Below are 13,705 nucleotides of genomic sequence, written 5' to 3'. Positions count from 1 at the left end.
AATTTTACACTAAACACTATATCACTAAAATATGTTAAAATCTTTAACTATAATGATTTTAGAAAGGAAAATGTTATATGGGGCAATTTTTCCCTTACGCATTCGAAAATAAAAGGTATCACACATGGAATTATCACTTGAAAAATAAATTTGGCCAGAAAATTTTCAAAGTAGCTATTGATGGCGGTTTTGATTGTCCAAATAGAGATGGAACTGTAGCACATGGCGGTTGCACGTTTTGTTCAGCTGCAGGAAGTGGCGACTTTGCAGGCAATCGCGTCGACCCAATCGAAGTACAATTTCGACAAATCAAAGATAGAATGCATGAAAAATGGCATGATGGTCAGTACATTGCATATTTTCAAGCATTCACTAACACACATGCACCAGTTGAAGTATTACGAGAAAAATATGAAACAGCATTAAAAGAACCTGGTGTAGTAGGACTATCTATAGGTACAAGACCTGACTGCTTACCAGATGATGTTGTAGAATATTTAGCAGAGTTAAACGAGCGCACATATTTATGGGTAGAGCTTGGTTTACAAACAGTACACCAGGAAACTTCAGATTTAATTAATCGCGCACATGATATGCAAACATATTATGAAGGTATTGAAAAATTACGTAAGCATAATATCAATATTTGTACTCATATCATTAATGGACTGCCTGGCGAAGATTACAATATGATGATGGAAACTGCTAAAACAGTTGCAAAAATGGATGTTCAAGGTATTAAAATACATCTACTGCATTTATTAAAAGGCACGCCTATGGTTAAGCAATATGATAAAGGTATGTTGGAATTTATGTCACAAGAAGAATATACCCATTTGGTTTGTGATCAATTAGAAATCATTCCTAAAGAAATGATTGTACACAGAATAACTGGTGATGGTCCTATTGATTTAATGGTCGGACCTATGTGGAGTGTAAATAAATGGGAAGTTTTAAATGAAATTGATAACGAGCTTGCACGACGAGCATCCTATCAAGGCAAACTTTTCGGAAGTACTGTTCAATCATGAAATTAGAACGCATACTACCATTTGCCAAAACTTTACTCATTGCACATACTAATAAAGAAAGTATTGTAATTGATGCCACATGTGGCAATGGCAATGATACATACTTCCTTGCACGTCAAGTACCTAATGGTAAAGTCTATGGCTTTGATATCCAGACAAAAGCTATCCATAATACACAACAAAAAACAGCCGAATTTCATAATGTCGAATTGTTTCAAGCAAGTCATGACAATGTACAACAGTATATTCCCAGAGAAGAACATGGGCAAATAGATGCAGCGATTTTCAATTTGGGTTATTTACCTAAAGGCGATAAATCGATTGTCACGCACCCTGAAAGTACGATTGCTGCAATTAATTCCATATTCGATATACTGGCACCTGAAGGCGTCATTGTTTTAGTAATATATCATGGGCATGAAGAAGGTAAAATAGAACGAGATGCTGTCATTGAATACTTAAGATGCTTCGATCAAAATAAAGCTCATGTACTTCAATACCAATTTATAAATCAACAAAACAATCCACCTTTTATCTGTGCAATAGAAAAAAGGTTGTAAATTGTTCTTGTTCTCATGCTTGCATATCAAAATCACTAACCATGATTTGTATAAAATAAAAGACCAATCAGATTTATAAAATCTGATTGGTCTTTTTTAGGTTTAGGATACATATCCCAGCCTATAATTATTCCCTATAAGTTTATGATAGATTTAAGACTATTTTGGATACTTGTTGCTTTTGCTTCAATTTCCTCTTTGAAGAAATTCAAAAGATCTTCCCTTTGATCTTTTAAATCTTCGTTAAAATGAATAATAACTGTACGCTCGTCATTTTGGGGTCTTTCTTTAATAACCCACTCTTTTTCGACTAAATCATTATACGTTCTTGTACGCTTATATGATTTCACATGTACAAAGTCATCCATTTCTTTTAAAGTCATTGAACCTTCTTTCCAAAGTGTTAAAAGAATCAAGATTTCTTCTTTAGACATCTTGTATTGCTTTTGTACTTTAGAAAAAATATCCTCGATGTCTTGCAAGATCATTTCTAATCTCAACACTCCATCAACATTATCAATAAGTGTTTTTCCCATAGAGTAATCCCCCAATCATAGTAAATATTAAACATGTAAAATTAATTCGTAAAACTCTCATTCCTAGAGTATAAAATTCTACCCTGTATAAATAATAGAATTTTAAATAAAATTAATCTTATACACAGTTTAAAATTAAACTATGAATTATGCAATTATATGAGAGATTTTATTTTGCATTTCTTTTAATACTGTCACTGAATTATCAAATAATGCGCTTTCTTCATCATTTAATGGTGTTTCATACACTTTAACCGCTCCTGCTCGATTAATTAAAGTAGGTACACCTATATAAACATCATTCTTATCGTACTCACCTTCTAAATAACTAGACACCGTTAACACTACATTTTGGTTTTTTAAGATAGCTTTCGTAATGTGCAATAAGCCCATAGCTATACCATAATATGTTGCACCTTTAGCTTGAATAATATCATATGCAGCATCTCGAGTATTTATAAAAATTTCTTCAATTCTATGTTGTTTTTCACTATCCCCATGTAACATTTCATATAATGGTTGACCCGCAATATTAGCTTGAGACCAAACGGCCAATTCTGAATCACCATGTTCTCCAATAATTTGACCCTCTACACTCATTGGTGAAACATCAAATTCTTTAGCTAATTCATATTTAAAACGTGCTGTGTCTAAGATTGTACCAGAACCAATGACACGTTCTTTTGGTAAACCTGAAATTTTTTGTGTTACATATGTTAGTATATCCACTGGGTTTGTAGCAACTAAGAATATCCCATCAAATCCTGAATCCATAATTTCTGTAACAATAGATTTAAAGATTTTAGTATTTTTTTCTATAAGATCTAATCTTGTTTCCCCCGGCTTTTGTGCTGCTCCAGCAGTTATAACAACTAAATCAGCATCTGCACAGTCTTTATAATTTCCTGCTTTGATATTTACAGGTGAATCTCCATATGGTGCGCCATGATTTAAATCCATAACATCACCTTTAACCTTCTCCTCCACCAAGTCAATAATAACTAGTTCGTCAGCAACACCTTGTGCAACTAGAGCAAAAGCATAACTTGAACCAACTGCGCCATCACCAATTAAAACAACTTTATTACTTTTAACATTTTTCATATTTTGACTCTCCTCACATATTTTTCTACGAATCACTATTGTGATATATTTCACAATTAAAATATAACAAACTTTTCTAGTTAATGCAATGGTTATTGTGATTTATTTCACATTTTATTATGCAATACTTTACCTCATCTAATAAAAAGCACCAAACAATATCTACATCGTTTGGTGTCTGTATATTACATGAATCATTGACTTATGAGGGCTCATGCTCATCATGAATGATAAAGCCATTGTTACTAGCACTATTGTTTAAAAAGGCTAACATATATCTCATAACCTCGTCACGCTCAGGTTCATTGTGAATTTCATGATATAAACCTTCCCAAGCTTTAAAATATAATTCATTTGTAGTCACTTTATCTTTAATTAATTTCATTGTAGAAATGTCAGCCACTTTATCTTCTTGGCCATACATCAAAAGTAACGGCAATGGGTTAACGTCTTTTAAATGCATTACTGTTTCTTTCATTATCTCAGTGATTTGTTTATACCAATGGTATGTCACTTTTTGAAGCATTAATTGGTCATTAAGCGTCTCTTCTATCACTTCTTCATTACGAGTTAAATCTTCAACAGTTATACCTACCTTAAACCGCTTATCTTTAGCTAATTTTCCTACATTAGATATAATTTTATCTTTTCGAGATTTATTGCTTTTTTTAAATTCTAATAATGGAGAAACAAGTATAAGTCCTTCTATTGGTACTTCTACTTTTTCGAGAAGATTGAGGATAATCAAACCACCTAAACCAACACCCATCACATAGGTTGGAATCTTATATTCGTTTGCAATTTTAATCCATTCAAGAATATGCTCGTGATATATATCAAAATTATTTATTTGACCTTTATTTGAACGTGACGTTTGACCTTGTCCAGGCAAATCGCCCATGATCACATGATATCCATTACGGCGAAGCATCGTAATAACATATGCGTATCGTCCCGTATGTTCAAGCATGTTGTGCGCAATCACAACAACACCTTTTGCTTCATTTTCGGTTTCCCATTTCCACATTTATCCATACTTCCCCTTCTACATAAATTTCCTTACATTTATTGTATCAAAATATGCTATACTTTTTCCATTTTAAACATAGAATTTGTAGTGAAACACTTATTTTGTTAAACACTATAAATCAGAACTACGTTATATAGTAATACCATGAGTATATATTTCGATTTAAAGTGTAATATATTTTATTGCAAACGATTTCATTACTTTTAAATTCATGCTACACTGATATTGAAACATAAGCTATAAGCAGAATGGGAGGAATTAATATGCCAATTGTGAAAAACTTTTTTATAGGATTATCTAATAATTCATTACTAAACAATACCGCTAAGGAAATAGGACCTATGTTAGGTGCTAATAAGGTCGTTGCAGGAAATACGATCCCCGCCTTAGTGGACACAATTGAACGTTTAAACAACAAGGGAATTACAGTTACCGTGGATTGTCTTGGTGAATTTGTCGTAACTGAAGGAGAGGCGATACGAGCAAAAGATCAAATATTAGAAGTCATGTATGCTATCTATAACCATAACTTAGATGGACATATGTCTGTTAAACTGAGTCAGCTCGGTTCTGAATTTGATATCGATCTTGCTTATCGTAATTTACGTGAAATATTATTGAAAGCAAATGAATTCGATAATATGCATATTAATATTGATACCGAGAAATATAATAGTTTATTTGACATTACACAGGTATTAGATCGCTTAAAAGGCGAATTTAAAAATGTAGGTACCGTTATACAAGCTTATTTATATAAAGCAGATGCACTTGTAGACAAATACCCAGAGTTAAGATTACGCATGGTTAAAGGTGCTTATAAAGAAGCAGATACGATTGCATTTCAAACTAAAGAAGAAATAGACGAAAACTACATACGTCTAATTGAAAAAAGATTATTAAGTGCCAAAAATGTAACATCTATTGCTACGCATGATGACAGAGTCATCACGCATATCAAACAATTTATTAAAGATAATAAAATTGAACGAGACAGATATGAGTTCCAAATGTTGTATGGTTTCCGCTCTGATTTAGCAGAAACGATTGCAAAAGAAGGTAATAACTTCTGCATTTATGTACCTTATGGTGACGATTGGTTCAGTTATTTTATGAGAAGGTTAGCAGAAAGACCTCAGAATTTAAATCTTATGTTTAAAGAAGTTTTGAAACCCAAAGTACTCAAAAAAGCTGGTTTTGTCACTCTAGGTATTACAGCAATTGGTGCGACAATTGCATTAGTAAGTCGTTTATTTAAGAAGTAATCTTTAAAGTGCGCAAATGATACACAAAAAGACTTGGACAACCACAACGAAGCGTTTGTCCAAGTCTTTTAGTTAGCGAATAGAAATCATTTCAACCTACTGTTTAATGATTTAAATCTCTCTTAATAAGTTAGCCATTTCTATTGCACTTACTGCTGCTTCTGAGCCTTTATTTCCAGCTTTAGTACCCGCGCGTTCAACAGCTTGTTCAATACTTTCAGTAGTTAATATCCCAAATATTACTGGTGTGTCTGTAACATCGTTGGCTTTAGAGATACCTTTAGCCACTTCATTACATACATAATCATAATGAGATGTAGCACCTCTTATCACACAGCCTAATGTGATAACTGCATCATATTCATTTTTTTGAGCTAATTTTTTTGCTACTAAAGGAATTTCAAATGCACCAGGTACATATGCAACATCAATATTACCTTCAGGTACTTCGTGACGCACTAACGTATCCTTAGCTCCGTCTAATAAACGATTTGTAATAAAATCATTAAACCTACTTACTACAACTGCAACTTTTAAATCTGAACCTATTAATTTACCTTCAAAATTCATTCCAATGACCTCCTATATTAAATGACCCATTTTAACTTTTTTTGTATCCATATAATCTTGATTGTGTTTATTTGTTGGCACTACGAGTTCAATTCTTTTCGCAATATCTATGCCATATATTTCTAAGCTTTCAAATTTCTTAGGATTATTACTTAACAAATTCACTTTTTCAATACCGAAATATTTTAGAATTTGTGCAGCGTCTTTATAATCTCTTAAATCTTCTTCAAAGCCTAAGGCAATATTGGCTGTTACTGTATCATAACCTTGTTCAATAAGCTCATAAGCTTTTAATTTATTAATCAAGCCTATGCCACGACCTTCTTGTGGCAAGTATAAAATAACGCCACCATGTTCATTTATATATTTCATAGAGGCAGCTAATTGCTCACCACAATCACATCTTTGACTATGGAATATATCGCCAGTCAAACATGCTGAATGGATACGCACATTTGTCGTTTCTTTAATCTCACCGCTCACAATTGCAACAAGTTCTTCATCACTGTTTGCTGTTGTGAAGCCATACATATCAAATTCTCCATACTCTGTAGGCATTTTAACTTTAGCTTTTGCTTCTAAGTGTGATGAAGAAGCCTGTCTATATTTCACTAAATCTTCAATTGAAATCATCACAAGTTGATGTTCTTCTTTAAATCTTTCTAACTCTTCACCTTTAGCCATTGAGCCATCTTCGTTCATTATCTCACATATTAACGCTGCTGGTTTAGCCCCACTTAATGTTGCTAAATCAACTGAAGCCTCAGTATGTCCTCGTCTTGCTAAAACACCATTATTTTGTGCAATTAGAGGAAATAAATGGCCCGGCTTATTAAAATCATTAGATGTGGCGTGATCGTCTATTAACGCTCTCGCTGTCATCGTTCTTTCTACCGCGCTAATACCTGTCGTTGTATTAACATGATCCACACTGACTGTAAACTGTGTACCATATACATCAGAATTGTGATTTACCATTGGATTAAGATCTAATTTTTCAGCTATGCTATGACTTATAGGTGCACATATTAATCCTCTACCATAAGTAGCCATAAAATTAACTGTATTATCCTTCATCCATTCAGTCACAGCAACTAAGTCGCCTTCATTTTCTCTATTTTCATCATCTACAACGATGATACTATCGCCATTTTTAAGTGCTTTAAGTGCAGTATCTATACTGTCTAATTTCATATATTTGCCCTCCTAAAATCCAAACGCTTTAAGTTTATCTGAAGTTAATCCTGCACCATTATTACCGACTATTTTCTCTACATATTTAAACAACATATCCGTCTCAATATGCACAGGATCACCTATACGTTTTAGATTTAAAATAGTGGATCTTCGTGTTTCCGGAATGAGATGAATATCAAATTCAGTATCTTTCAATTGAAAAATCGTTAAACTTACACCATCAACTGTTATAGAACCCTGTTGGACCATTTGTTTAATTAAATTCGTAGATGGTTTAATAGTTACAATTTTAGAATTATTAGATGATTGTATGCGTGTCACTTTGGCAACTTCATCAACATGTCCTAAAACAAAATGGCCTCCAAACCGACCTTGTCCACTCATCGCTCTTTCTAAATTCACTTCTGCGGATTGTTTCAATTGATTGAGATATGTCTTATTTTCAGTTCCCTTAATCACTTGAACTGAAAACGAACGATTATCAAAATCAACAACCGTTAAACATGCACCGTTAACACTTATCGAGTCACCAATATGCATATCTGCTAATATCGTTTGGCAATCAATCGTTAAGTTAACCACAGATTGTTGTGTCGTCACTTTTTTTATAGTACCTATTTCTTCAACAATACCGGTAAACATGTGTCATCACTTCTTTCGCAACTCTAATTTGATATTTTGCTCAATCATTTGGGAATTTATAATTTCAAATTGAGGTGCTTCTGATAAATCAAAAACATTTTCAGTTTGAAAGAATTGATAATTTCCAGAACCACCTATAATTTTCGGGGCATAATATAAGACAAGTTCATTCGTAAAATCTGATTGTAGAAATTCAGAAGTTATAGTTGGCCCAGCTTCTACCAACAACCTTCCAATTCCTTTTTTATATAAATCTTTTAAAATTTCATTGATTGAACATGATTTTAGTGTAATCACTTTAACTTGTTCAATATGAGTTTTTAAAGTTTCATTTTCAGTATAAATCCATATTGGTTCATTAGGATTTTTAAACATATCTAATTCGAAGTTAATTTGGCCAGACTTTGATAAGACGATTCTTACAGGATTACTTCCTTCTTCAATACGTGTCGTATATTGAGGATTATCTGAATCAAGTGTTCCTCTCCCTGTTAACACTGCATCATGCGTATGCCGTAATTGAAATACATCTTGCTTTACAGCTTTATTAGTAATCCATTTACTTTGACCTTGATCAGTCGCTTGTTTGCCATCTAAACTACATGATACTTTTACAGTTACATTAGGAACCTCATTACACTTCGCTATAAAAAAGTCTTTATATAATGCTTCGGCTTCGCTATTTTGACGAAATTCAACTTCTATCCCAGCACGCTTCAATATTTCATCACCTTCTGAAGGCAATGTTGTATCTTTTACGGCATAGATTACTTTTTGAATACCGTGCTCAATAATTTTATTCACACAAGGTGGTGTCGAACCATAATGTGTACATGGTTCTAATGAAATGTAAATTGTGCCACCCTTTGCTTTATCTTGAGCCATGTCTAAAGCTTGTACCTCTGCATGTTTATCGCCTTTTTCCAAATGTGCACCCATACCAACGATACGCCCATTGTTAACTACTACAGAACCTACCGGAGGATTCACACCTGTTTGACCATCAACCATTTTAGCTAATTGAATAGCATAATTTAAATATTGACTCACTTTATCACCTCTAAATAATAAAAAAACACCTAAAATTTAAAAATTTCAGGTGTGGGATTTATCGATATAACAATGCCTATTTATAGCTAAATACACTTACACGAAATTACCAAAATAAGTGTACGCCAAATAAACACATAATAAGTGTTGTTTTGTTATACGTCATTCTTTCTCCCATCCAGACTTTACTGTCGGCTCTAGATTCACACTAGATCAGCCACATCTGTATTAACAGATGCAGGTCGCAGGCTTAATTTACTGCCGGTTGGGAATTTCACCCTGCCCCGAAAGAATATCTATGAAATTGTAATTGATAATTGAGTCAAGTAACCATTTAATAAGTTACCTAATTATAGTACTACATTTTTATGAAAATAACAATTCTTATTATCTAAGTCGGCTTTATTTTTTATTATAATTTTTAAAAATTCGAATTTATTATACACCGAAAATTTATACTGCTACTCAGCCATACAACGAATTAACCCATTTATTTCGGATTTAACAATTGATTAATGACAGTCACAGCTTGCTTAACTATCATCGTTACACCATTTCGTGATTGATTGATGCCATTAGTCAATTGACCTAAGGCATACATACGTTTTAGCGTTCCATACCTTGGACTTATAATTTGGTTTGTCTCAGGCACAATTTGAATACCACCAAGTGGGTGCGCTTGAACAACTTGTCTGTTTTCCATATTTATAACGAGTTGGTCATCATTATCAAGGTCAGAAAGTTGAGTTTTAGAACCTGTAGCGTTAATGACGATATCAAATTTTTCTACATCAGCCGCTCGATTACTATATTTAAAACAAAATTGCTTTTCGTCATGATATACATCTTCTAAGCCACTTTGTATTTCAATAATTCCGTTTTGCAAGTGATCTATGATTAACTTCGCTGTACGTGGAGGCATAGGATTAGAATTTTCTTTTAATATCGCTTGATAATCCTTCAAAAATCTCTTTTGATCTTCACGACTAAAACTATTCCATATCCAATTTAAATTTTCTTTCGCTAATTCTAACATACTTTGAAACTTACCCAATTCTTCTGGATGTTCTAAATCATAGGTCAAATCTTTTATAGGATCATTCACTTTGCGATGTATTAATGCCCTCATAGGAATGTCATAACGTTTACAGTCCTTCAGAAATAAATCTAAAGCAGCATCTAAAGGTACATTCCCAAAATTTTCACTTTTAAGTTCATTAAAATGTTCAGGCGTTAAATACTTAAATTCAACATTAGGCATTTCCCCCCTTACACTAGGTAAGTTACCTTTACGACTTGCCACTGTAATAGGTAATTGAGGATGGTGTGCTGTCACATAACGGATAACATCTAAGCTAGCTAAACCTGTTCCTATAATAGCAATACGGTCTGTATCTTCCACTTCATCTAAAGTATTATAAGTTGGATATGGTGTTGGTATATATCCTTGTGTCCCTTTGAGTTGATAAGGGTCATGATAGGATAATGTTCCGATAGTTACAAAGACGACGTCGTATAATTTACAATCAGCCATCTCTTTTGACGTACAAACATAATAATTAACATCTGTTTTTCCTATATCAGATTCAATAAATATTTCAGACACTTCTTTTTTGATTACATGAATATTATCGTAATTTTGATTATATTTCTCCACGTAATCCTTCATGTAGTGTCCAAAAATGAATCGCGGTAAATATTCGGGATTAGAAAACTTGAATTCCGACTGCTGCTCATACCATTCATAAAACTCGCGCTTATTATCTAAATTCAAAGACATCTGAGCTGCTGGCAAATTAATTAAGAGTTGATCACTGTCATTTTGAAACGGTACACCTTGCCCCATATTTTTAGGATTATCATATACATCTACTTGCATATTTGAAAATTCATCATATTTCACTAACTCTTTTAATAAACTAACACCTGCCGTGCCCATTCCAATAATCGCTATTCGCATTTTACACATCCTAACTAATGTTATTTTATATTTATTATAGCAATGTTTACTATCATATAACATTTTAATGAGTGGCATACATATGTAGCTACTTGCTGTTATAATATTTTGCTAAATATGGTAATCTTAAATTAATGTAATAAAATAATTATTTTTCAATTTAATTTAAGGGGACAAATAATGAGATTTCTAAAACGTATTTTATTTTCACTAATTATAAGCACGGTATTATTAGCGGGCTGCGATTTGCCAGGCCTAAGCGGAGGCCAGTCACAAAAATCAGTTAAAATATCTGCGTTAGCCACAAGCGAATCTCAAATTATGGCTTATATGTTAAAAGAACTCATTGAACATGACACCAAAGGAAAGATAACGGGTTCTATCATTAATAACCTGGGTTCTGCAACTATACAACACAACGCATTACTAAATGGTGATGCTGATGTCTCGAGCACACGTTATACTGGTACCGATTTATCAGGAGTGCTTGAACAAAAACCGATGACTAACTCTAAAAAAGCTATGCAAATAACCCAAAAAGGTTTCACACAAAAATTTGACCAAACATTTTTTAATTCATACGGGTTTGAGAATACATTCGCTTTTATGGTGACTAAAGAAACTGCCCAAAAATATGACTTACATACAGTATCAGATTTAGAAAAAATCAAAAATGAAGTTAACGTAGGTACTGATACGACATGGATCAAAAGAGGCGGCGATGGGTATGCCCCTTTTAAATCACATTATGGTTTCGGTTTTAATTCCTTAAAACCGATGCAAATTGGTTTAGTATACGATGCATTAAAAAACAAAAAGCTAGATGTAGCCTTGGGTTATACTACTGATGGTAGAATTTCGGCCTATGATTTAGTTGTACTCAAAGATGATAAAAACTTCTTCCCACCTTATGACGCGAGTGCAGTGGCACCAAACAAATTATTAAAAAAACATCCTGAAGTAAAAAAAGCTATAGAAAAGTTAGATAATAAAATTGATACAAAAGAAATGCAAAAGTTGAATTACGAGGCTGACGGTGAAGGAAAAGAACCTGCAGTAGTGGCTAACGACTTCTTAAAGCAACACGATTACTTTGATCATGAATAAATCTTGTTATTTTGATGAAATTGTTACTTTGTTATTTCAATGATGGTTTAATGTAAAATATGTCCATAGACGAGGAAGTGATTATATGAAATTCATTTTAAAAGTCTTTATCTCCGCACTTATGCTGTTCATACTTATCGGACAGAAAAATAAAGCGCAATAATAATTAAAACGCTTAGTAGCTAACTACTAAGCGTTTTTTAATTATTATGAAATTGATAAAAAAAGATTGATAGAACATGTTCTATCAATCTCAAATCATTTATTATTTATGTTTTTCATCATCTTTATATACAAAATACTTAAAATACTTACCTTCTGTTTTCATGTTTTTGTAGAAATCAGCCATTAAGCTAGCATTACTTTCTGCCCATTTGATATCCGTAGCATATTGATGCTCCCCAGGATTCTTAGGATTCCATCTCATACTATAAAGTGTGTTTTGATCTTTATGTGATAAGAAATGTTCATGAATAAAGTTAGCACCACCACTAATTGCTTTTTCAGGTGTATCCCAACCATGCTTTTTAGCGTATTCTGCACCAGTATTGATTGGATCTTCATCTAAAGCACCAACACCAAAGAAGTTATAATATTTTTTCCCATCAATTTCTACACCACTTGCCAGTTCACTTTTTGCTGAACCCGTTTCAAGTAACGCATGTGAAATTAAATATACTTCATTAACGTGCTTTTCTTTAGCTGCCTGTATGAAATCATCTGTATGCTTCAATAATGTTGGATTATCTATTAACATACGTTTTATTCTGTTTTGATCAATTCCTTGATATTTATCTAATTCTAAAAATTGATATTTTTGTTTATCACTGTCGATAAATGCTTTACTGTCCATCGCTTCTTTAATTTCAGTAGATGACGCATCTCTCCAGGTTTTATTATCTTTACTTGAAACTTGTTGACTCGTGTAATTATCAATTTGTTTTTTAGATGCTTTATCTAAACTTACTTTAAGATTTTCTACTTTTTCTTGTTCGTCAACATCTTTAAAGAATATTTGATCTGAAATCATTGAGAAAACAATGACCGCAGCTACACCTAAAATTACCAATAAACCAATAATTGATAATATTGAGCCTTTTTTATGCTTCGTCATTTTCACACCTCGTAGGTAAAAGTTAAGAATGCAACCTCAGCGACTATGTATATTACGTTAAGGCTATCCAATTATAAATTCTAACACTAAATAGATGAACGTACAATTTTATACAAATGTTGTTACATATTCATAAAAAAAGTAATGAAAGTTTAATTTCATTACTCTTGACTTTTGTTGTAATCCATCATGACAAAACTTGCAGCTTGTGATCTGTTTTTATAATAATAACGATTTAAATCAATTGTACCTTCTATTTCTCCGTCTCGATACATCATTTCTTTTGTCATGTTATTAATCATCACAAAATCTGATTTGTCTTTAATCATATCTAAATCATTGTGTTTAGCAAAAAAATGTTCTAAATTCAAATGTGCGTAATCCATATAAACCTCCTGAAAATTGTCCGAAGATAATAATATACCTCTAAATTGCTATATATTTAAGTTGAATACGCGTTAGTGTTATAAAACTTAAAATGTTATCTATCTATGTCTCCTATTTAACACCTAAAATTCAAATTTAGCAAATGAAAATTT

The 13,705-nt window shown here is 32.6% G+C and carries 14 protein-coding genes and 1 riboswitch; of the genes, 4 read left to right on the top strand and 10 right to left on the bottom strand.

Translation table 11 applies throughout. The annotated features are described in order from the left end of the window. Positions 1–77 precede the first annotated feature (77 nt). Together mnmL and mnmM are read left to right on the top strand one after the other, a co-directional pair. Positions 78–1,031: a tRNA modification radical SAM protein MnmL/YtqA gene (mnmL, locus tag QMO72_RS05455; RefSeq protein WP_069823790.1), complete on the top strand. Its 954-nt coding sequence runs from the start codon at positions 78–80 to the stop codon at positions 1,029–1,031. After that, positions 1,028–1,591 carry a tRNA 5-(aminomethyl)-2-thiouridylate-methyltransferase MnmM gene (gene mnmM, locus QMO72_RS05450; protein ID WP_103267134.1) on the top strand — a complete coding sequence of 188 codons (564 nt, stop codon included), beginning with the start codon at positions 1,028–1,030 and terminating at the stop codon, positions 1,589–1,591. The genes mnmL and mnmM overlap by 4 nt, the downstream gene beginning before the upstream one ends. 134 nt (positions 1,592–1,725) lie before the next feature. On the opposite strand, the gene QMO72_RS05445 is transcribed toward mnmM, so the two are convergent. The 3 genes from QMO72_RS05445 to QMO72_RS05435 all read right to left on the bottom strand — a co-directional run bounded on the left by QMO72_RS05445 (position 1,726) and on the right by QMO72_RS05435 (position 4,258). Continuing rightward, complete coding sequence (locus QMO72_RS05445) at positions 1,726–2,127, bottom strand: transcriptional regulator, SarA/Rot family (RefSeq protein ID WP_069823788.1); 402 nt, start codon at positions 2,125–2,127, stop codon at positions 1,726–1,728. 147 nt (positions 2,128–2,274) lie between these two features. After that, positions 2,275–3,231: an L-lactate dehydrogenase gene (locus QMO72_RS05440; protein WP_103267135.1), complete on the bottom strand. Its 957-nt coding sequence runs from the start codon at positions 3,229–3,231 to the stop codon at positions 2,275–2,277. A 202-nt stretch (positions 3,232–3,433) separates the two neighbouring features. Continuing rightward, positions 3,434–4,258, bottom strand: a complete 825-nt coding sequence (locus QMO72_RS05435; protein ID WP_103267136.1) for an alpha/beta fold hydrolase — start codon at positions 4,256–4,258, stop codon at positions 3,434–3,436. A 266-nt stretch (positions 4,259–4,524) separates the two neighbouring features. Here QMO72_RS05435 and QMO72_RS05430 point away from each other — a divergent pair, with 266 nt between their 5' ends. Continuing rightward, entirely contained in the window at positions 4,525–5,526 is a 1,002-nt protein-coding gene (locus tag QMO72_RS05430) for a proline dehydrogenase family protein (protein WP_103267137.1), read from the top strand. A 111-nt stretch (positions 5,527–5,637) separates the two neighbouring features. Here the strand turns inward: QMO72_RS05430 and ribH are convergent, their stop codons facing one another. The 5 genes from ribH to QMO72_RS05405 form a co-directional block, all read right to left on the bottom strand. Then, entirely contained in the window at positions 5,638–6,096 is a 459-nt protein-coding gene (ribH, locus tag QMO72_RS05425; protein WP_073504181.1) for a 6,7-dimethyl-8-ribityllumazine synthase, read from the bottom strand. A gap of 12 nt (positions 6,097–6,108) precedes the next feature. Continuing rightward, positions 6,109–7,290, bottom strand: coding sequence for a 3,4-dihydroxy-2-butanone-4-phosphate synthase (ribB, locus tag QMO72_RS05420; RefSeq protein ID WP_103267138.1), 1,182 nt, complete (start codon positions 7,288–7,290; stop codon positions 6,109–6,111). Positions 7,291–7,302: 12 nt separating this feature from the next. Further along, a complete protein-coding gene (ribE, locus tag QMO72_RS05415; protein WP_103267139.1) occupies positions 7,303–7,935 on the bottom strand; it encodes a riboflavin synthase in 633 nt (210 codons plus the stop codon). Positions 7,936–7,941: 6 nt separating this feature from the next. Then, the gene (gene ribD, locus QMO72_RS05410; RefSeq protein ID WP_103267140.1) at positions 7,942–8,985 is read right to left on the bottom strand and encodes a bifunctional diaminohydroxyphosphoribosylaminopyrimidine deaminase/5-amino-6-(5-phosphoribosylamino)uracil reductase RibD; all 1,044 of its coding nucleotides are present in this window, start codon (positions 8,983–8,985) and stop codon (positions 7,942–7,944) included. Between the two features lie 162 nt (positions 8,986–9,147). Next, positions 9,148–9,281: riboswitch (FMN riboswitch) on the bottom strand. Between the two features lie 194 nt (positions 9,282–9,475). Continuing rightward, positions 9,476–10,945 (bottom strand): FAD/NAD(P)-binding protein, encoded by a 1,470-nt coding sequence (locus QMO72_RS05405; RefSeq protein ID WP_103267141.1) that lies wholly within the window; start codon positions 10,943–10,945, stop codon positions 9,476–9,478. 180 nt (positions 10,946–11,125) lie between these two features. Between QMO72_RS05405 and QMO72_RS05400 the strand changes: the two genes are divergently transcribed. Beyond that, positions 11,126–12,052 (top strand): osmoprotectant ABC transporter substrate-binding protein, encoded by a 927-nt coding sequence (locus QMO72_RS05400; protein ID WP_103267142.1) that lies wholly within the window; start codon positions 11,126–11,128, stop codon positions 12,050–12,052. A 265-nt stretch (positions 12,053–12,317) separates the two neighbouring features. Here QMO72_RS05400 and sagB read toward each other — a convergent pair whose 3' ends face one another. Continuing rightward, complete coding sequence (gene sagB, locus QMO72_RS05395; protein WP_103267143.1) at positions 12,318–13,166, bottom strand: peptidoglycan release complex glucosaminidase SagB; 849 nt, start codon at positions 13,164–13,166, stop codon at positions 12,318–12,320. A gap of 161 nt (positions 13,167–13,327) precedes the next feature. Next, positions 13,328–13,552, bottom strand: coding sequence for a hypothetical protein (locus tag QMO72_RS05390; RefSeq protein ID WP_069823777.1), 225 nt, complete (start codon positions 13,550–13,552; stop codon positions 13,328–13,330). Positions 13,553–13,705: the final 153 nt, after the last annotated feature.

This window comes from Staphylococcus casei (genome assembly GCF_030294405.1).
Taxonomy (GTDB): domain Bacteria; phylum Bacillota; class Bacilli; order Staphylococcales; family Staphylococcaceae; genus Staphylococcus; species Staphylococcus succinus.
This window is presented reverse-complemented; position numbering and strand designations above follow the sequence as displayed.

Bases quoted from the DNA above. Each gene is read 5' to 3' on its own strand.
- mnmL (WP_069823790.1), top strand. From the start codon at position 78: ATGGGGCAATTTTTCCCTTACGCATTCGAAAATAAAAGGTATCACACA.
- mnmM (WP_103267134.1), top strand. From the start codon at position 1,028: ATGAAATTAGAACGCATACTACCATTTGCCAAAACTTTACTCATTGCA.
- QMO72_RS05445 (WP_069823788.1), bottom strand. From the start codon at position 2,127: ATGGGAAAAACACTTATTGATAATGTTGATGGAGTGTTGAGATTAGAA.
- QMO72_RS05440 (WP_103267135.1), bottom strand. From the start codon at position 3,231: ATGAAAAATGTTAAAAGTAATAAAGTTGTTTTAATTGGTGATGGCGCA.
- QMO72_RS05435 (WP_103267136.1), bottom strand. From the start codon at position 4,258: ATGTGGAAATGGGAAACCGAAAATGAAGCAAAAGGTGTTGTTGTGATT.
- QMO72_RS05430 (WP_103267137.1), top strand. From the start codon at position 4,525: ATGCCAATTGTGAAAAACTTTTTTATAGGATTATCTAATAATTCATTA.
- ribH (WP_073504181.1), bottom strand. From the start codon at position 6,096: ATGAATTTTGAAGGTAAATTAATAGGTTCAGATTTAAAAGTTGCAGTT.
- ribB (WP_103267138.1), bottom strand. From the start codon at position 7,290: ATGAAATTAGACAGTATAGATACTGCACTTAAAGCACTTAAAAATGGC.
- ribE (WP_103267139.1), bottom strand. From the start codon at position 7,935: ATGTTTACCGGTATTGTTGAAGAAATAGGTACTATAAAAAAAGTGACG.
- QMO72_RS05405 (WP_103267141.1), bottom strand. From the start codon at position 10,945: ATGCGAATAGCGATTATTGGAATGGGCACGGCAGGTGTTAGTTTATTA.
- QMO72_RS05400 (WP_103267142.1), top strand. From the start codon at position 11,126: ATGAGATTTCTAAAACGTATTTTATTTTCACTAATTATAAGCACGGTA.
- sagB (WP_103267143.1), bottom strand. From the start codon at position 13,166: ATGACGAAGCATAAAAAAGGCTCAATATTATCAATTATTGGTTTATTG.
- QMO72_RS05390 (WP_069823777.1), bottom strand. From the start codon at position 13,552: ATGGATTACGCACATTTGAATTTAGAACATTTTTTTGCTAAACACAAT.